The sequence below is a fragment of the Croceibacterium atlanticum genome (assembly GCF_001008165.2).
GTDB lineage: Bacteria > Pseudomonadota > Alphaproteobacteria > Sphingomonadales > Sphingomonadaceae > Croceibacterium_C > Croceibacterium_C atlanticum.
The window spans coordinates 60,155-79,626 of sequence record NZ_CP011453.2 but is presented as its reverse complement, the minus strand read 5'-3'; the positions used below and the strand labels follow the sequence as shown (position 1 = coordinate 79,626).

The window sequence follows — 19,472 nt, the reverse complement described above, 5'->3', positions numbered from 1 at the left end:
GCAATAGTATCGTCCCGTTTTCTGAATGGTCCAACCATAATCCGATTGGGGATGCGGCGGCGAAGGATTTAGCTCGGAAATGGAAATGACGCCCGAACCGCTGGGTGTCTGCGGGTTTCGGCAGGTGGTCGGACCGCAATGCGTGACAAACGAAATTTTATGAGGACGAGATGCAGACCAAGGACAGCGAAGACCTGACCCGCGTGGGCCCCGGCACCGTCATGGGCACCTTCATGCGCCAGTACTGGATTCCGGCATGCCTTTCATCGGAGCTGGAGGCCGATGGCGATCCGGTTCGTCTGATGCTGCTGTGCGAGAAGCTGATCGCCTTCCGCGACAGCGAAGGCCGTGTCGGCATCATGGATCACCGCTGTCCGCATCGCTGTGCGTCGCTGTTCATCGGCCGTAACGAGGAAAGCGGGATTCGCTGCGTCTATCACGGCTGGAAGTTCGACGTGAACGGCAAGTGCGTGGACATGCCTTCCGTCCCCGCGCGCATGGATTTCAAGGAGCGCGTCCACGCCAAGGCCTACAAGACTTATGAGGCGAACGGCCTCGTCTGGGTCTATATGGGGGCCGATCAGGATTCGCCTCCGCCGAAGCCGCAGATCGAGGCGGCAATGCACCCCGATGCCGAGATCTGGTGCCTGCAGCGCGACTGCAACTGGCTCCAGGCGCTGGAAGGCGACATCGACACCAGCCATGTCGGCTTCCTCCATGTCGGCTCGCTCACGGTCGAGGATCTCGAAGAGGATCACCCGATGCGGCCGACCGTGCTCAACCGGGCGCCCGAATATGAGGTGCAGCAGTCTGACTGGGGCGTGATGTATGGCGGCTATCGCCCCAATGATGACGGGAAGATGTCCTGGCGCGTGGCGCATTACATGTTCCCGTTCTGGACGCAGACGCCCAACAATCGCTTCGCAACTCGCGCCATTGCCCGCGCCTGGGTGCCGATCGATGACGAACACTCGATGCTGTTCGACATCACCTGCGGCACCGATACCGGCAACCCTGCCTATACCTCCACGCTGAAGGACGGCACGCCGCTGTTCGAAAAGATCAGCTTCAAACCCAACAGCACGGACTGGTATGGCCGCTGGCGTTCGACCGATAGCGAGGCAAATGACTGGGCGATCGACCGCGATTCCCAGCGCAACGGCACACAGTTCACCGGCATTCCCAACATCACCATGCAGGACCAGGCCGTGACTGAAAGCATGGGGGCGATCACCGATCACAGTTTCGAGAATCTGGCCCCGACCGACCAGATGATCGCCCGCGTTCGTCGCCGTGTCCTGATGGCCGCCCGCGCCTTCGCCGAAGGCAAGGCACCGGCTCCCGGCGCCAACGAACCCGAAGTGTTCTATGGCGCGCGCGCCGGTTCCTTCCTGCACGATCCGGAAGACAGCCTTGAAGCCGCATACAAGACCGCCCTCTCCAATGCGACGCGTTGGGGCAAGGCAGTCGAGGCGGCCGAATAGGCCCATCGTTTCGGGAGAGGGCGATGCGAGATATGAAAGACATGCAGTATGCAGGCGAAAGGGATGCGCTCGCCTGTGACGGACGCCTGCGTACAGCCGGGAAACTGCCATGAAGGCAAGAATCAAGAAGATCGAATGGGAGGCGGATGGGATCAATTCATATTTCCTGACCTCTCTCGATGGCCAGGATATGCCTGCCTTTGAACCGGGCGCCCATGTCGATGTCGAACTCAAGCCCGGGCTGACCCGCAGCTATTCGCTGGTCAATGATCCGAAGCAGCGCGGCTATTACGAGATCGCGGTCCATCACGCGATCGACAGCCGCGGCGGTTCGCGCCACATTCACGAGGTATGGCGCGTGGGGGAGGTGGTCGAGATTTCGGCGCCCAGGAACAATTTCCCGATGAACGAGGATGCAGCGCACACCGTGCTGATCGCGGGTGGCATCGGCGTTACCCCCATGCTGCCGATGATCGCGCGGCTGGAGGAACTGGGGAAGAGCTGGGAACTGCACTACGTCGCCGCCACTCCCGAGCGCGCAGCCTATGTGGACAGGCTTTCGGCCTATCCTTCCGCCAGGATCGTGTATGACGGGATCGAGGGCGGCGCCAGGCTCGACCTTGCGGCACTGAGCGAGGGCGCGCCTGCCGACGCGCATCTCTATTGCTGCGGGCCGGGCGGGATGCTCGATGCTTTCGTGGCTCTCAACAAAGGCCGTCCGGCGGACAAGGTCCATATCGAATATTTCTCGGCCGAGACCGAGATCGCGACCGATGGCGGCTATTCGCTCGAACTCACGCGCAGCGGCAAGACGATCCAGGTGGCGGAGGGCGAAACCATGCTCGATGCGCTGCTGTCGGCCGGCGTCGATATCGGCTTTGCCTGCTCCGAAGGGGTTTGCGGCACCTGCCAGGTCAAGGTTCTGGACGGTGTTCCCGACCATCGCGACCACTTCCTGACCGATGCGGAAAAGGCCGCGAATTCTTCGGTCATGGTGTGCTGTTCCGGCTCGAATTCGGCCAAGCTGGTGCTCGACATCTGAAGCGCACCGACCCCGGTATGAAAGAGCCGAAAATCGGCCGGCTGGTTTAACCCAGGAGAGAGGATTTTGTCAGTTTCGCCGAACGGCAATCAGCAGGGCGGCTTTCTTGATGCCCTGCCGTTGTCCTATTACCAGATCTGGTCCGTGCTGATGATCGCGGCTACCGTCGTGCTCGACGGGCTCGACAACCAGATGCTGGGCCTTGCCGCGCCTTCGCTGATCGCAGAATGGGATATCAGCCGCGATGCGCTGGGCATGGTGTTCGCGCTCGGCTTCGTGGGCATGGCGATCGGCACGCTGGTGTCGGGCGTGATCGGAGATCTGTTCGGCAGGCGCGGCGCATTGCTGATCGGCGTCGGCATCTTCGGTGTGGCCACGTTGCTGACCGGATTTTCGGCGTCTCTCTGGCAGGTCGCCTTCCTCAAGTTCCTCGCCGGCGTGGGTCTGGGCGGCGTGCCTGGTACGGCATCTGCAATGATTGCGGAATTCACGCCCGCACGCTGGCGCAGCCAGGCGGTGACGTTCGGCGTGGTTTGCGTTTCGATCGGCGGTGTACTGGGCGGTCTGGCAGCAGCGGTGATCCTGCCTTCGCTGGGCTGGCGCTGGCTGTTCTACCTCGGCGGCGGCATAACCATGGCCTTCGTTGTCTATCTTTGGGCGGTATTGCCGGAATCACCGCAATATCTGCTCGATCGCGGGAACAGGCGTAGGGAATTCGAAAAGGTGATGGGCCGGATCGGGCATCCCGATCCGGCATCGCTGGTCCCCCAGGGAGCGGGGGGCGAAGTCGAAAAGATGCCTTTCTCTGCCCTGTTCGGCCCCGCGCATCTGCGCGACACGCTGGCGCTGGCGCTGGCGATGTTTTCGGGCATGTTCATGATTTACCTGATGTTCAACTGGGCCCCCACCATGTTGACCAGCAGCGGCTATGACCTGCAGGCCGCCAGCCTGGGCCTCACTAGCTTCAACATGGGCGGGGTCATCGGTGCGATGCTGGCGTCCTTCGCCATCATCAGGCTGGGATCGCGCGTGACACTTGTCGCCATGGCGATCGTCGGCATGCTTGTCTGCTCCGCACTGGCGATCATGCCGATGGCGGGCGGCGGCAATGAAATCCCCATGCTTGCCCTTCTGGTCGCGATGGGCCTGTTCGCCAGCGCCGCGCAATCGGCCATGTTCGCCGTGGGTGCCCATGCGTTCCCCACTGGCGTCCGGGCACGTGGGCTGGGCACGATGGGCGTTGCCGGTCGTGCGGGAGCCATTGTCAGCGCGGTGGCCGGTGCCTGGCTGATCGGCGGCGGCTCGCAGATGTTTTTCGGGGCGCTGGCTGTGCTGATGCTTGTCAATGTGATCGGCTTCCTGATCGTCCGCAGCCATATTCCGCGGCTGGTCCGCAACAAGAGGCGCCCGCATGACGCGCAGATTTGATTATATCGTCATCGGCTCCGGCTCCGCAGGCAGCGTGCTTGCCAACCGGCTGTCGGCCGATCCGCGTATATCCGTGGCGCTGATCGAGGCCGGGCCGTCGGACCGCAAATGGCCGGTCAACATCAAGACGGTCATGCCGGTCGGCAATATCTTCCTGATCCCGCACGCGCGCTACAACTGGCAGCAGCAATTGAGCGGGGGAGACGCCATAGACGGGCGCGTCATCGGCTTCCCGCGCGGCAAGCTGTTCGGCGGGTGCAGCGCGATCAATGGCGGCGTCTATATTCGCGGGCAGGAAGAAGACTACGCCGGCTGGGTCCAGTCGGGCAATCCCGGTTGGGGCTGGGAAGACGTGCTGCCTGTCTTCAAGCGGCTGGAAAACTACCACGGTCCCGACAAGCCGTGGCACGGCAAGGGCGCGGAGCTGGACGTTGAAAAGCCGGCGTCATGCAATCCCATTACCACCGCGATCATAGAGGCGGCCGCACAGGCGGGCCATTACCGCAACGACGATTTCGCGTCCGAGCGCAAGGACGGTTTTGGCCGTTATGACCTGAACCAGCGGCGGGGCACGCGGCTTTCCGCGGCTCGCGCCTTCCTTCATCCCGCGCTGGGCCGCGCCAACCTGACGGTGTTTGAGGAAACGCTGGTTCGCCGGATCATCATCGAAGATGGCCGGGCGATCGGGATCGAGATCGAACGCAATGGAAAGCGTGGCATCCTGAATGCGGATTGCGAGGTGCTGGTCAGCGCCGGCGCCACCAATTCGCCTCACTTGCTAATGTTGTCCGGGATTGGCGAACGCGATGCACTTGCTGCTGCTGGCGTCGATACGAAGCATGATCTTCCCGGCGTGGGTGCGCATTTGCAGGATCATCCCACCGTCCATCTCTCGGTCGAGAATCCCAGTGGTGAATCCTATGCCATGTCGCGCTCTTCACTGATGCGAAATGCCTTGGCGCCGTTCAATTATTTGCTGCGCCGTCGCGGCATGTTCGCCTCCAATGTCGCGGAATGCGGGGGCTTCGTATCGATGGACGGCAGCGGGCGGCCGGATATCCAGATGACATTTCTGGTGGGGCTGAAGGGCAATGCCCGCGTGGTGCCTAGCGACCATGGCTTCATGGCGCTGATCCAGCTGTTGCGCCCCAACAGCGAAGGCCGCGTGCGGCTGGCCAGCAACCGGCCCGAGGACAAGCCGGTTATCGAGCCGAATTTCTTTGACGATCCACGCGATATGGCGACCCTCATCGCCGGTTTCCGCGAGGCGCGGCGCATTTTCGATCAGCCCGCACTTGCCGCCATGCGCGGCAAGGAGCTGGAGCCTGGCGCCGAACATGCAAGCGACGCTGAACTGGATGCGGCGCTGCGCAAGATCGTCAACACAGCCTATCATCCCACCGGCACTTGCAAGATGGGCCCTGCCACCGATCCGCTGGCCGTGGTTGACCAACGATTGCGGGTGCATGGCATTGCCGGGCTGCGCGTGATCGATGCTTCGGTCATGCCGTCCATCATCAGCGGCAATACCAGCGCGCCCACCATGATGATCGCGCAGCGCGCTGCCGATTTCATTCTGGAAGAGCGCGCGATGCCAGGGGGTAAACTGTCCCCGCTCGCAGCAACGGAGTTTCAGCCATGAACGCAAACACGCCCATTCAATCGGTGATCGCCCATCGCGATCAGGACATGCTGATCGGCGGGCAGCGCGTGCCGGCGCTTTCGGGCCGCCGGTTCGAGACGCGAAACCCCGCGACCGGCGAGCTTCTGGCCAATGTTGCGCATGGCGGGGCGGAAGACATAGACCGCGCCGTCAAAATTGCCCGCCAGGCCCTGAACGGCCCGTGGAGCCGCATGAAACCGGCCGAGCGGCAGGCGATCATGCTGCGACTTGCCGATCTGGTCGAAGAGAACTGGGACGAGCTTGCCATGCTCGACACGCTCGATCTGGGTGCGCCGCTTTCTCGCACACGGCTGGGCAAGGTGCGGGCAGGATCGCTGCTGCGTTACTACGCAGGTCAGGCGACGCTGATCTCGGGCGAAACGCTGGGCAATTCTGCGCCGGGCGACGTGCTCAGCCATACGCTGAAGGAACCGATCGGTGTGGTCGGCGCCATCAATCCGTGGAACGGGCCTATTGGCATGTCGGTCTGGAAGTCCGGCCCAGTGCTGGCAACCGGTTGTACGCTGGTGATGAAGCCGGCCGAACAGACCCCCCTGTCGGCGCTGCGCTTTGCCGAATTGTGCCTTGAGGCAGGTGTGCCCGAAGGAGTGATCAACGTGGTGACCGGCATGGGCGATGCGGGTGCGGCGCTTTCATCGCATCCCGATGTCGACAAGATCGCCTTTACCGGATCGACGGGCGTGGGTCAGAAGATCATCGAGGCCGCGGCCCCGACGATGAAGCGCGTCACCGTGGAACTGGGCGGCAAGTCGCCAAATATCGTCTTTGCCGATGCCGATCTGGACAAGGCGGTGCCGGCCGCGGCCAATGCAGTCTTCGCCAATGCGGGCCAGATCTGCAGCGCGGGCACCCGCCTGTTCGTCCAGTCTTCGATCCATGACGAATTCATGGAGCGACTGGTCGAGCACAGCCGCACCATTCGGGTTGGCGATCCGCTCGACCCCGAAACACAGATCGGGCCGGTTGTATCGCAGGCCCAGATGGAACGCATCCTGTCGTTCATCGACGGTGCCGAAGGGGAGGGGGCAAGCCCGCTGCTGGGCGGTGCGCGCAAGGCCGGTGAAGGCTATGACGCGGGCTATTTTATCGAACCGACCATTTTCGGCAATGTCACTGACGGCATGACCATCGCGCGCGAGGAGATCTTCGGTCCGGTGCTGTCAGCCTTTTCTTTTGACACTATCGACGAGGTCGTGGCCCGCGCCAATGCCACCAGTTTCGGCCTCGGTAGCGGCGTATGGACCCGCGACCTTGCCACCGCGCACAGCATGGCGCGCGGCATCAAGGCGGGTTCGGTCTGGGTGAACTGCTATCAGATGCTTGACCCTGGTGTGCCCTTCGGCGGCTACAAGATGAGCGGGTTTGGCCGGGAATCCGGCCCGCACCATATCGAGGAATATCTCGAAACGAAGGCTGTGTGGATCAATCTGGACTAAGGGGAAGGGTGCGTGGTCAAATCCACGTGCCCGTCAGTGCGGCGTTTGAAATGCGTTCCCGCGCTGCATCCTCCAGCTTGGCGAGGAAAAGGCGCTGTGTCGCGGTGGGGCGCCAGCTCCGCCGCGTCGCAATCCCCACCATGCGGCGGCTGCCTTCCAACGGTTTGCCGATCTGGGTCAGCAACCCGCTGCGGATCTGCAGCGCCACCTGGTCAGGTGACAGCAGGGTGAGCAGGTTGGCATAGGTCAGCAACCGGCCGATGATCATCACCGATCCGCATTCGATCTGGGTTTCCGGACGCGGGCCTTCGGCGAAAAATTTTTCCCAATGGTTTCTGAGCGGAGAATTGGCTGGCGCCACGATCCATGGATAGGATCGCAGCTGATCCATCGTTGGCCGCTCTACCGAGGCAAGCGGATGCTGACTGCCGGCGGCGACCACCAGCATGTCGTCCAGCAAGGGGCGCTGATAAAGGTCGGCAATCTCATGCGGGCGCAGCGCGCCAACGATCATGTCGATCGCACCATCGCGCAGCGGTTCAACCAGTTCGCTCCAATTGCCTTCCAGCACCTTGAACGAGGCCTTGGGTACTTCCCTGGCGATATCCGCCATTGCGCGCGGCACGATGAACGGACGGGCCAGCGGGAGCGCGCCAAAGGATATCATCTCGCTGCGGCTGTCGCTGTCGAGCGCAAGATCCACGAGAGCCGCCTGGATCTCGGCCACGGCGAGCCGCGCGCCGCGCGCCAGCTTTTTGCCGGCAGCGTTCAGCCAGACTGCCCGGCCGCGCCGTTCCACCAGTTCGGTGCCGATGACCATTTCAAGATCGCCCACCGCGCGATGCACCGCCGTTTGCGAAATCGCGATAGTTCGGGCCGCCTCGGCAAAGCTGCCTGCATCAGCCAGCGCGAGAAAGGCGCGAAGCTGGGTCATCGTCATCAATCGTTCGGGATTGTTGAAGACATTGGTGAGGCCCTGCGCACTTTCGGCCAGGTGTTTCAATGCCGCCTCGGTCCGCTCTATCACGATCCGCCCCATGGCCGTGGGGACCATCCCGCCCGATCGCCGTTCGAACAGCGTGTATCCGAATTGCCGTTCCAGCTTGGCAATGCCCTGGGTCAGTGCGGGTTGCGAGAGATTGACCAGAGACCCGGCGGCGGTGATGCTGCCGTGATCGCGTATTGCCAGAAGCCCGCGCAGATGCCGGATGTTGATGTCGAAAACTTCGGCCATTCTCTCAGCCCGATTGGCGGCCCTGTTCTATCAGCGTTGCGTGCAGCTTATAGCATCAGTCCGTTTTTGCGATAGGTTTCTATTTCTTCGTCCCGCATTTTCAATATCTGGCGCATGATGTCAGCTCCATCTTCACCCAATGCGGCCACGCGCGGCCGGGCATGCGCGGCGGAAGCGGTCATCTGGAACGGCGGATTGGTGACCTTGAACGGGCCTGCGCCATCGTCGATAGTGGTGAAGGCGTTGCGAGCGGCCAGCTGGTCATCCTCCATGACTTCTTCGACGGTTCGATAGACCGCGCAGGGCACGCCTTGCGCGGACAGGATCGCTTCTGCCTCTTGCGAACTGTGCCGGATGGTCCACGCCTCGGCTTCGGCCAGAAGCGCATCCCAGTTGCGGTTGCGGTCGACATTAGTGACAAAACGCGGGTCCTGGGCGAGCTCAGGACGTTCCATTGCCTTGATAAGGCTTAGGAAGTTTGCTGGGCTGGTCGGCGCGACCATGATAAATCCGTCTTCGGTGCGCAGTGGCTTGTACAGGGGGCGTCGTTCGTCCAGCGGTTGTTGCGCCACCTGCGTTTCGTAAACGAGCATACCGACCATTGCTTCAAGCATGGAGACGTCGATGAACTGGCCCCGGCCGTTGCGCTCCCGCTGGAAGAGCGCGGTCTGGATTGCTCCGAAGGCATGGGTCCCGCCGAGGACATCGGCGATGAAGATGCCGCCGTTTGCCGGCTTGTCGGATCCGTCCTGATATTCAAGATTACTGAGGTCGAAACCGCTGCTGGCATGGATGACGGGGGCATAGGCAGGGGAATGCGCCTTTGGCCCCTTCTGCCCGTAGCCGGAGATTGAACAATAGATCAGGCGGGGATTGATCTTCAGCAGAGTCTCGTGATCGAGGCCGAAGCGCGCCATCACGCCCGGTCGGAAATTCTCCACGACGATGTCGCATTCACCCACCAGCGCGCGGATGGTTGCCTGCATTTCGGGGTTCTTCAGATCGCAAGCCAGGCTGCGCTTGCCGGCGTTGAGTTGCGCGAAATAACGGCTCTTGCCATCGCGAAGGGGCGGGCGGGCGCGGACCTGGTCACCACCATTCATGGCTTCTACCTTGATCACTTCCGCCCCGAGATCCGCCAGCATGCGCGTGGCATAGGGCCCGGCCATCACTGCCGTGAAGTCGAGTACCCTGATCCCATCCAGCGCGCCTGCCATCTTTTCCGCCACGCCATACTCTCCGCCTCGCCTAAGGTATAATGGTTCTACCTATAGGCTTGAGGCGCATATCTGCAAGCGTCATCCCTGGAAACCATGTGCGAGAGCCGGGGCGACAAGGCCGCCTAGCGCGCGGGGTTTTCTTGCATATGAGTGTGGATGCGATCGAGATGGGCGGTCATCTCGGCCACGGCTGCATCGCAGTCGCGTTCACGCAATGCGTTGACGAGCCGATGCCGGGAATCAATCAGCGTTTCCTGAAGCGTCCTGTAATCCGGCCCGGCAATGAACGCCTGGAGGATGGAAGACAAGGCGCCGACGAAGAGGGCATAGATCCGGTTGCCCGTGGCTTCCGCCAGCACCTGGTAGAACTCGACCGCGCATCTGTAGCGTGCATCGATATCGGTTTCGATGCGGGTCTGCTCGACGATTTCGGCCAGGCGGTCGAAATGGGCTTCCGTCCCCCGCTCGCATGCGAGGCGCACGACGATGGCCTGAATGCCGAGACGCGCCTCGGTCAGTTCATCAAGGGAGACTTTGCCCAGATGAACGAAGTCCTGCATCGCCTGCGCAACGTGTTCGTTTTCGGCCGCCTGGATGAAAGCGCCGCCTTTGACGCCCTTTTCGTTCCGGATGATGCCAGACATTTCCAGGCTGCGCAGCGCCTCGCGCACTGCGTTCCGGCTGATCTGAAACCGTACCGCAAGTTCGCGTTCGGCAGGAAGCTTGTCACCGGCCTTCAGCGTTCCATCGGCGACCATTTGGCGGACCTGGTCGCACACCACTTCGAACGCGCGTTGCGTCTTGATGGGCTTGAAGCCTGCACCTGTGCCTATTGCCGGTTTTGCCATCATCATTTTCCGCTTCTTTTGTAGCTTTTCCATGTCTCGGTATTGCGGGTCACGCTGAGAAACAAGGGATGGATGAATGGTCCTACCTCTTGTCGTCAGGGCGATGGCCATGATCGCGCTTCGGCGCATTGATCTGGGGCAATGGTCATGACGAGGCGATCGGGCCCAACTTGCAGAGTCCGGCACTGCGTGCTGTAGAACGCCGCATGAAGATGAAGGAACTGGAACAGGCGACCGGGGTCAATCGCGAGACAATTCGCGTTTACCTGCGCGAAGGCCTGGTTCCTCAGCCTGAGCGCAGCGGCAGGACCGTCGCGGATTATGGCGATCAGCATGTCGAGGCGATCCTGGCCGTACGCCGGCTGCAGCGCGAAAACCGGCTGACGCTGGCGCAGATCAAGGCCCTCGTCTCGGGAAGCGGGACGGGCAAGCGGGTCGATGAAAGCGCCTTCGATGACCTTGAGACATTGGTGCTGCACCGGGCCTCGTCGGACCAGGCGCCGGTTCCGCTGGATTCACTCGTCGAACGCTATCCCAAGGCCCGGCAGGATGCGAAAACGATGAGCGAGATCGGGATCATCGATATTATCGAGACCGATCATGGCGAAGCCCTGAGCCTGACATCGGCGCAGCTGGTCAGCATCTGGGGCGACATGCGCAATGCGGGATTTGACGAGACGCTCGATTATTCACCCGACATCCTTGGCTTTTATGTCGAGGCATCGGAATTCGTCGGTGCATGGGAAGCCAAGACGTTCCTTGACCATGTCGAAGGCCGCATGGATGTGAACGAGGCGGCGCGATTGGTTGAGGCAGCCATGCCGCTGATGCTCAACTTTTTCGGACTGATGCGGCGTTGCGCCTTCTTCCGGCATGTCGACGCATTCCAGCATGCGCGCGAGACATCGAAAAACCCAAGTTTGAACAGCCGAATGAGTGGCGATGCCTGATCGCGCCTTGTGCCGTTAGCCAAGGCGCCCCGCGCATCATTCAAACTATGATCGATCATTCGATTTCTCGAATGATTATCCCTGATTTTCCGCCAATCCAGCGCTTTCGGGAAGGACCATCCCGCCCCGCTACCATTGGTCGGACCATTTGATGCTTGACCCGAATAATCCCTGCGAACTACGTATATGGCATACGCAAAAAGCGGCGAAACAGCCGCTGTTCGGGAGAAAGTCATGGCTTCGGCTACGCAGACGGCATCAGGTCCGCTGATACCCCAGCATATCGCGGAAACGGTCTTTTCCGCCAAATCCTACACTGACGATGCGGTTATCTATGACGCATTCAAATGGCTGCGCGAAAACATGCCGCTCGGCATTGCCGAGGTTGAGGGGTTCGATCCCGTCTGGGTGGTCACGCGCCATGCCGACATCCGCCAGGTCGAGAAAGACGCAAAACTCTTTCACAATGCTGATTTCAATCCGATCCTCAACGATCGGGCGTCCGATGCCTTCACCCGGGAAATGACCGGAGGATCGGTCAGCGGCCTGGCGTCGCTGACCTATATGGACCCGCCGGTACACCAGCAATATCGCATGCTCACGGCCAACTGGTTCCTGCCCGGCAAGATTAGCAAGCTGGAAGACCAGATCCGCGTTCTGGCACGCCAGTCGGTCGAACACTTCCTGAGTTTTGACGGTGAATGCGACTTCGTGCGGGATTTCGCGCTGCATTATCCCTTGCGCGTAATCATGACGCTGTTCGGCGTTCCACCCGAAGACGAACCGAAGATGTTGAAGCTGACGCAGGAATTCTTTGGCGGCCATGATCCTGAGGAGCAGCGCGCCGAACTGCGGGAGGACCCGATTGTCGCCGCCAAGATGTGGGCCGCGACTCTGGAGGATTTCTTCCAGTATTTCGATGCACTTGCCGAAAAGCGCCGGGCTGAGCCGCAGGACGATCTGCTGACGCTGATCGCCAATTCGCGGATCAACGGATCGCCCATCGGGAGGGACGAGGCCAACGGATATTTCGTGGCCATCGCGACGGCCGGGCACGACACCACTTCGTCCTCGGTGGCGGGCGGCATGCACGGGATGATCGCGTTTCCCGAGAACTTCGCCAAGGTGAAGGCGGATCCGGCACTGATTCCGGGCCTTGTCGACGAGGCGATCCGCTGGACCAGTCCGGTGAAGCATTTCATGCGTAACGCCACGCAGGATACTGAAGTAGGCGGCCAACTTATCCGGTCCATGGATCGGCTGATGATCTGCTACCCGTCCGGCAATCGCGACGAAGCAGTGTTCGAACATCCCGACCGTTTCGACATCACCCGCAGCCCCAATCGGCATGTCGCCTTCGGCTTCGGGCCGCATATGTGCCTTGGCCAGCATCTGGCCAAACTGGAAATGCGGATCTTGTTCGAGGAGCTTTTGCCGCACCTCGCAGCCGTCGAACTGGCGGGTTCTCCAAAGCTGGTCGAGACGAATTTCGTCGGCGGATACAAAAGCCTGCCGATACGCTTCCGCAAAGCATAACTACCTAAAATACCAATATAATATGTGAATGCGCCAGGGACCAGACCGCGCAGACGGGCGGCCCTGCAAGAAGGAGAGGGACAATGAAAAAAGCCGGTATGCTTGCTTTCTCGGTTTCGACACTGGCGCTTGCCGGTAATGCAGCCGCGCAAGAAGCGACAACAGCCGCCGGGGAGGAACAGTCCCAGCAGTCATCGCAGGGCCTCCAGGAAATCATCGTTACGGCGCAAAAGCGCACGGAATCGCTGAATGACGTGCCGCTTTCGATCACCGTTGCATCGGGCGAACAGCTCAGGAACCAGGGCGTCAGCGACGTCGCCGACCTCGTCAAGATCGTGCCGGGCTTCAATTATACCGAAAGCGCATATGCCACTCCGGTTTATACGCTGCGCGGCGTGGGCTTTTACGACACAAGCCTTGCGGCCAAGCCCACTGTCAGCGTCTATCAGGACCAGGTGCCGATCCCGTTCTCGATCATGACGCGCGGAGCTACGCTCGACCTTGAGCGCATTGAGGTATTGAAGGGGCCGCAGGGCACGCTGTTCGGTTCAAACGCCACGGGTGGCGCGATCAACTATATCGCCGCGAAGCCTACCGATTATTTCGAAGGCGGCATGAATGCCAGCGTTCAAAACTTTGGAGAGGTGACCGTGGGCGGCCATGTCAGCGGCCCACTGGGAGATACGATCAAGGCGCGTATTGCCGCGCAGACAGTACAAGGCGGTGCGTGGCAGCGTAGCTATACCCGTGACGACGAGCTTGGGGATCAGCGCTTTACCAATGCGCGCATGCTGGTGGATTTCGAACCGTCGGATAGCTTGCGCTTCGAGATGAATGTGAATGGCTTCATTGACAAGAGCGACGGGCAGGCGGCCCAGCTGACAGGGGTGGTGCCGCTGGGCAATCCGGCACGGCTGGGCGATCTGGCCACCTATCCCATCGCGCCTGAAAACAATCGCGATGCGGATTGGACGGAAGAGCAGCAGCCCAAGCGCGACAACTGGTTCTACCAGGCCTCGCTGCGCGGCGATCTCGATTTGTCGAATGCTGTTACGCTCACCTCGATTACAAGCTGGTCGGAATATTCGCACGACACCGACATCGACCCCGACGGCGTTTCGCTGCGCGGCTATTTCTATAACACCACCGGCAAGATCACCGCCCTGTCGCAGGAATTGCGCATTCAGGGCGAGACGGGAAATCTGACCTGGATCCTTGGCGGCAATTTCGCGCGCGAAAAGACTTATCAGCAGGATGATGCGGGACCTTACGACCAGTCGACATCCGCGTATAATTTCGTCGATGCCGGGATTGGCGGCCCGTTCTTTGTCTATAGCCAGTATGCGCGCCAGAAATTCGTGAACAAGGCGGTCTTCGCCAATCTTGATTACGATATCGGGGACATGATCACCCTGCATGGCGGTATCCGCTATACCGACACCGACATCGACTTTACCGGCTGTACCGCCGACCGCGGAGACGCGCTGGGGCAGGGGATCGAGAACCTGCTCAACTTCATCCGGTCGGGGGCCGGGCTCGATCCCGTCACCATCGCGCCTGATGCCTGTGTCACCATCGATTCCGCAACGCTGACTGCCGTGGAGGTTACCGATACGCTGGACGAAGACAATGTGTCGTGGCGGGCAGGCATTGATTTCAAGCCTTCGGCCGATACGCTGGTCTATGCCAGTGTCAGCAGGGGCTTCAAGTCGGGCAGCTTCCCACTGCTCTCGGCCAGCGATGCCAAGCAGTTCAGCCCGGTCACGCAAGAATCGGTTACCGCTTATGAGATCGGCACCAAGCTGACGGTGCTTGACCGCATGGCGCAGATCAACGCTGCTGTTTTCTACTATGATTACAGTGACAAGCAGTTCAAGGGCAGGGTGGTAGCCAACCCGGATATCTTCGGCCCGCTCGAAGCGCTGGTCAATGTGCCCAGGTCCGAGGTCAAGGGCGCCGAAGTCCAGCTTGATCTTGCTCCCACCGATGGCCTGCGGATCAGTATCGGCGCGACCTATCTCGACACCAAGATCAAGGGTAGCTTCGTCAACTACGATTCCTATGGCAATCAAGTCGAATTTGCCGGATCCAGCTTCCCTTATACACCCAAGTATCAGGTCGTGATGGATGGCCAGTACGAATGGGCGCTCAGCGATAATGTTTCGCCCTATATCGGCGCCAATCTCAGCTTCCAGAGCGATTCAAAAGCTGTGCTGGGCGATGCGCGTGTGACGCCTTCCGCTGATCTGAGCAGCCGTGGCGGTCTGCTGATCGACGATTACATCCTGATCGATCTGCGTGCCGGTATGACGATCGCCGAGAAATACAAGATCGGTGCATTCGTCCGCAATCTGACAAACGAATATTATTGGACGAATGCGACACGCATCACCGATACGACCGTGCGCTATACCGGCCGGCCGCGAACCTTCGGAATCAGCGCTTCCGTAAGCTTTTGAAAGCTCTCCCGAGAACCGCAGCCGTTCCGATCGAACTGCTGCGGTTCCGCCCGGGGTCGAATTGTCCGGCTACACGCTCCCGATGCCAGGTTGCGCAAGCACTCGGGTTAGTTCGCTTGATAGAGCGTCGCCCGGAATCTGCAGCACTATATGGCAGGATTCGCCCACGCCGCGAGGCTGCCAAACTCACCGGCGTACCAGAGCAGCGGCCTGGCGAATGAATCATGGCGAAAGTGGCGGACATGGCCGACCAGAAGAACGTGGTCGCCGGCCGTAACGCATTGCACGAGATCGGTCACGATCACGGCAGCCGCTTCGCGCAGAACGGGCAGGCCATACCGCTCTTCAAACAGGTCGGTCAGCCCCGCTTCGGGTCTCCCGGCGAAATGCAGGGCGTGGGCGCGCATGTGCTCTGGAAGGACATTGACCACATATTGTTCCGAAGCTTCGATCCGCGGCAGCATCTTGGCCCGCTTGTCGACCGAAATGCAGATCAGCGGCGGATCGAGCGAGACCGACATGAAAGCGCTCAGCGTCATGCCGTGGTCGCCTTCGGGCGTGCGGGTAGTGATGACCGCGACACCGGTAGCGAACCGGCTGCAGCAATCCCGCAAGGCCCGGATGCTGGTCGCGTCGAAAATGGCGGAATCTGACATGAAGTCCTCGTTCCTAGCTTGCCGCGACGGTTTCACCGGCCCGGTGATGCGTCGACGATTCCCGCGGCGATGCTTGCACACCCGTCAGTTCCCGGCGCACGAGTTCAGCCCCTTCTGACAATGCCTTGAGCTTGCCTCTTGCGATCTCACGGGGAAGCGGCGCCATACCGCAATTGGTGCAAGGGTAGAGCTTGTCCGGATCGACGAATTGCAACGCGCTGCGCAGGACGTTCGCGACTTCCTCCGGTGTTTCGATCCGGTTACTCGCCACATCGATCGCCCCGACCATCACCTTCTTGCCGCGGATCAGCTCGATCAGGTCCATCGGAACGCGCGAATTATGGCATTCGAGCGAAACCAGATCGACGCCGGATGTCTGGAGCCTGGGGAAGATTTCTTCATATTGCCGCCATTCCGAACCGAGCGTCGCCTTCCAGTCGGTGTTGGCCTTGATGCCGTAGCCATAGCATATGTGCACGGCGGTCTCGCAATTCAGCCCCTCGATCGCGCGTTCCAATGCGGCAACGCCCCAGTCATTGACCTCGTCGAAGAACACGTTGAATGCGGGCTCGTCGAACTGGATGATATTCACGCCCGCAGCCTGGAGTTCGCGCGCCTCCTGGTTGAGGACCGCTGCGAACTCCCAGGCCAGCTTTTCACGGCTCCGGTAATGGGCGTCGTAGAGCGTATCGACCATCGTCAGCGGGCCGGGCAGTGCCCATTTTATCGGGCGATCGGTATGCGCACGCAAATGGCGCGCATCGTCGACGAACACGGGTTTTTCGCGGGCGACCGGGCCAACCACGGTGGGCACGCTCGCCTCGTAGCGGTTACGGATAGTGACCGTCTCGCGCCGCGCGAAATCGACGCCGGAGAGCTGTTCGATGAAGGTCGTGACGAAGTGCTGCCGCGTCTGCTCGCCATCGCTGACGATGTCGAGCCCGGCGCGGTGCTGTTCGGCACATGACAGGACAAGAGCGTCGCGCTTGCCCTCGGCAAGTTGGCCGGCTTCCATTTTCCACGGTGACCAGAGTTTTTCCGGCTCGGCCAGCCAGACGGGCTTGGGCAGGCTGCCGACAATCGAGGTGGGGAGCAATCCTGTCATGGTAATCAATTCTCTCTGGATCAGGCGGCAAGATTATCGAGCCAGCGGCCAACGAACGCGCTGTGAGGCTTGATGAAATAGCGTTCGGCAAAACGGCCCTGCTCGACGGCAAGGCGCCCGCGCTCCTCACGGTCGTAGACGATCCGCGTGAGCGAGAAATCCTGATGCCCCAAGCTGGGCCGGAAGCATTCCCCGGCCATCGAATTGGCATTGTAGATTTCCGGGCGGTAGATGCGCTGGAAGGTTTCCATTGTGCTGATCGTGCCGATCAGTTCGAGGTTGCTGTAATCGTTCAGCAGGTCGCCGACGAAGTAGAATGCGAGCGGGGCCGCGGCCTTCGGCGGCATGAAATAGCGCACCTGCATCCCCATCTTGCGAAAATACTGCTCGGTCAGCGAGGATTCGTCCGGCACGAATTCGACTCCCAGGATCGGATGCCGGTTCGCGGTGCGATGATAGGTCTTGGCGTCCGATACGCTGAGACAGATCACCGGGGGTTTGCCGCAATGCGCCTTGAAGGCGTCGGAGGCAACGAAGGCCTTGAACAGCCTGCCGTGAAGCTCGCCGAAACCCTCCGGCACGCTGAACTCCTCGCGCCCTTCATTGTGGCGGGGCAGCAGCACGCTGAAATCATAGTCGCGCACATAGGACGAGAGATTATTACCGGCGATGCCTTCGATCCGTTTGCCCGTCTTGCGGTCGAGGATCGTGGTCCTGAGGATTTCAATCGCCGGGAACGCCGCTTCGTCCGGGATATTTATCTCGACGGAGATGATGTCGAGTTCGACCGTGTAGCGATCGCGCTTGTGATTATCCCAATGTGCCAGATCATTGAAACGGTTGTCGATCATCTGCAACGCGTTGCGCAGGTTGTCCTGGCGCCGTTCTCCGCGCGCCAGATTGGCGAAATTGGTGGTGAGCCGCGTGCCTTCTGTTGGAGTATAGGTGTCGTCGAACCGGAGACTTCGGATCGTAAAAGCGACATCTCGCGCCATGGTGACCTGCATCACATATGCCTTTCATCGGGCGGCGCACGGTAGCTTTCTCGCTTGAGCCGGGCGCGGTGGATGGGCGCCTGTTTGCGCAGGTGCAGCATGAATTCAAATGACAATACAGGCCGAATTCATGACATGTGGTCATGTGGCCGCCCGCCAATCTAGAGGTGGACGTTGGCTGCCAGTTCCATGAAGCTGTTCATGTAAGCGGGCGCCTTACCGGCACGCCGGCCGAGATGGATGGATTTCTGGATGCCCTCGCCGATCGGCACCCCTCTCACCCCCTCGACTTCGTGCAAAAGCCAATCGGGTGTCGCACTGACGGCACGGCCCGAGGCGACCATCCGCAACATCAGATCTGTGGTTTCGACGGTTCGATGACGGTGCGGCATGACATGGGCCGGGGCCAGAAAACGCGTGTAGATATCGAGCCGCTCGCGCGAGACGGGATAGGTAATCAGGGTCTCGCTTGCCAGATCTTCCGGCTCGATCCGCGTTTTCCGCGCGAGGGGATGAGTGCTGGCGACTGCGAGCACCAATTCGTAATCGAAGACGGCCCGGTATTCGGTTCCCGCACGTTCCATGGGATCGGGGGTAACGAGAATATCGATCTCATGACCGAGTAACGCGTTAAGGCCGCCGAACTGGAATGCTGTGGTCACGTCCAGCTCGACATCGGGCCATTCCACGAGAAATGGATCGACCACCCGCATCAGCCAGTCCTGGCAAGGATGGCATTCCATTCCGACCCGGATCGCACCGCGCCTTCCACGCGCATAATCCTCGAGCACGTTGGCGCCATGTTCGAGTTGCGGCAACACCCGCTGAGCGAGGCTCAGAAGATATTCGCCGGTGAGCGTCAGGCGCAGCTTATGCCCCTCGCGCTCCCACACTTTGACGCCATGACGTTTTTCAAAACGGCGGATCGCATGACTTACCGCCGATTGGGTCAGGCAAAGGTTGTCTGCCGCCTGCGTCAGACTTCCCGTCCGGTTAATCTCGCGCAGAATGGCAAGAGGCTGGATATCGAGCATTAGCGGTGACGACCTCTCATTTATCCCTCACTTGGTCCATTCTTCCACGGTGATCGATCTGCGCCGGTAAGCAGACCCTCTATCTCGTCATACGATGCAAGAGCATTCCGATACCGGGACCCTGGGATCTTCGGAAGGAGGAGAAGTGGGCTTGTAACGGTTTTGTGCTGATCACCTGTCATTAAGCCGCCTTCCGCTATGCCCGGTAATGTCCCGTCCGCCAATCACGAGAGCGTGAGCAGGATATTTGCATCCGGCCTTAAAGTCTTTGCGGATAATGCTAGGTTCCGGTTCTTCAAGCGATGCGGTTTGCCGCTCGGGCAGGAAACGGGGAAATCATGTCGGGCGGCGCAACGCTCCT

General features: G+C 60.7%; 15 protein-coding genes. 8 read left to right on the top strand and 7 right to left on the bottom strand.

Translation table 11 applies throughout. The annotated features are described in order from the left end of the window. The first annotated feature begins 170 nt into the window (after positions 1 to 170). The 5 genes from WYH_RS16315 to WYH_RS16295 all read left to right on the top strand — a co-directional run bounded on the left by WYH_RS16315 (position 171) and on the right by WYH_RS16295 (position 7,074). Positions 171 to 1,484 carry a Rieske 2Fe-2S domain-containing protein gene (locus tag WYH_RS16315; protein WP_046905324.1) on the top strand — a complete coding sequence of 438 codons (1,314 nt, stop codon included), beginning with the start codon at positions 171 to 173 and terminating at the stop codon, positions 1,482 to 1,484. A 109-nt stretch (positions 1,485 to 1,593) separates the two neighbouring features. Next, positions 1,594 to 2,526, top strand: a complete 933-nt coding sequence (locus WYH_RS16310; RefSeq protein WP_046905323.1) for a PDR/VanB family oxidoreductase — start codon at positions 1,594 to 1,596, stop codon at positions 2,524 to 2,526. Positions 2,527 to 2,592: 66 nt separating this feature from the next. Further along, positions 2,593 to 3,954 carry an MFS transporter gene (locus WYH_RS16305; protein ID WP_235980143.1) on the top strand — a complete coding sequence of 454 codons (1,362 nt, stop codon included), beginning with the start codon at positions 2,593 to 2,595 and terminating at the stop codon, positions 3,952 to 3,954. After that, positions 3,938 to 5,596 carry a GMC family oxidoreductase gene (locus WYH_RS16300; RefSeq protein ID WP_046905322.1) on the top strand — a complete coding sequence of 553 codons (1,659 nt, stop codon included), beginning with the start codon at positions 3,938 to 3,940 and terminating at the stop codon, positions 5,594 to 5,596. The genes WYH_RS16305 and WYH_RS16300 overlap by 17 nt, the downstream gene beginning before the upstream one ends. Next, the gene (locus tag WYH_RS16295; protein ID WP_046905321.1) at positions 5,593 to 7,074 is read left to right on the top strand and encodes an aldehyde dehydrogenase family protein; all 1,482 of its coding nucleotides are present in this window, start codon (positions 5,593 to 5,595) and stop codon (positions 7,072 to 7,074) included. The genes WYH_RS16300 and WYH_RS16295 overlap by 4 nt, the downstream gene beginning before the upstream one ends. Positions 7,075 to 7,090: 16 nt before the next feature. On the opposite strand, the gene WYH_RS16290 is transcribed toward WYH_RS16295, so the two are convergent. The 3 genes from WYH_RS16290 to WYH_RS16280 all read right to left on the bottom strand — a co-directional run bounded on the left by WYH_RS16290 (position 7,091) and on the right by WYH_RS16280 (position 10,487). Further along, positions 7,091 to 8,308, bottom strand: a complete 1,218-nt coding sequence (locus WYH_RS16290; protein WP_046905320.1) for a LysR family transcriptional regulator — start codon at positions 8,306 to 8,308, stop codon at positions 7,091 to 7,093. Between the two features lie 47 nt (positions 8,309 to 8,355). Beyond that, a complete protein-coding gene (locus tag WYH_RS16285) occupies positions 8,356 to 9,537 on the bottom strand; it encodes a CaiB/BaiF CoA transferase family protein (protein ID WP_328700741.1) in 1,182 nt (393 codons plus the stop codon). A gap of 113 nt (positions 9,538 to 9,650) precedes the next feature. Further along, entirely contained in the window at positions 9,651 to 10,487 is an 837-nt protein-coding gene (locus tag WYH_RS16280; RefSeq protein ID WP_235980155.1) for a FadR/GntR family transcriptional regulator, read from the bottom strand. A gap of 95 nt (positions 10,488 to 10,582) precedes the next feature. Between WYH_RS16280 and WYH_RS16275 the strand changes: the two genes are divergently transcribed. From WYH_RS16275 to WYH_RS16265, 3 genes are all read left to right on the top strand, one after another. Continuing rightward, positions 10,583 to 11,326, top strand: coding sequence for a MerR family transcriptional regulator (locus WYH_RS16275; protein WP_046905319.1), 744 nt, complete (start codon positions 10,583 to 10,585; stop codon positions 11,324 to 11,326). A gap of 234 nt (positions 11,327 to 11,560) precedes the next feature. Continuing rightward, a complete protein-coding gene (locus WYH_RS16270) occupies positions 11,561 to 12,862 on the top strand; it encodes a cytochrome P450 (RefSeq protein WP_046905318.1) in 1,302 nt (433 codons plus the stop codon). Positions 12,863 to 12,945: 83 nt separating this feature from the next. Further along, a complete protein-coding gene (locus tag WYH_RS16265) occupies positions 12,946 to 15,321 on the top strand; it encodes a TonB-dependent receptor (RefSeq protein WP_082348125.1) in 2,376 nt (791 codons plus the stop codon). Between the two features lie 146 nt (positions 15,322 to 15,467). Here the strand turns inward: WYH_RS16265 and WYH_RS16260 are convergent, their stop codons facing one another. From WYH_RS16260 to WYH_RS16245, 4 genes are all read right to left on the bottom strand, one after another. Continuing rightward, positions 15,468 to 15,977 (bottom strand): flavin reductase family protein, encoded by a 510-nt coding sequence (locus WYH_RS16260; protein ID WP_046905317.1) that lies wholly within the window; start codon positions 15,975 to 15,977, stop codon positions 15,468 to 15,470. 13 nt (positions 15,978 to 15,990) lie between these two features. Next, a complete protein-coding gene (locus tag WYH_RS16255) occupies positions 15,991 to 17,082 on the bottom strand; it encodes a methionine synthase (protein ID WP_046905316.1) in 1,092 nt (363 codons plus the stop codon). A gap of 20 nt (positions 17,083 to 17,102) precedes the next feature. Then, positions 17,103 to 18,077 carry a DUF1852 domain-containing protein gene (locus tag WYH_RS16250; protein ID WP_046905342.1) on the bottom strand — a complete coding sequence of 325 codons (975 nt, stop codon included), beginning with the start codon at positions 18,075 to 18,077 and terminating at the stop codon, positions 17,103 to 17,105. Between the two features lie 161 nt (positions 18,078 to 18,238). After that, positions 18,239 to 19,111 (bottom strand): LysR family transcriptional regulator, encoded by an 873-nt coding sequence (locus WYH_RS16245; RefSeq protein ID WP_046905315.1) that lies wholly within the window; start codon positions 19,109 to 19,111, stop codon positions 18,239 to 18,241. Between the last annotated feature and the right edge of the window lie 361 nt (positions 19,112 to 19,472).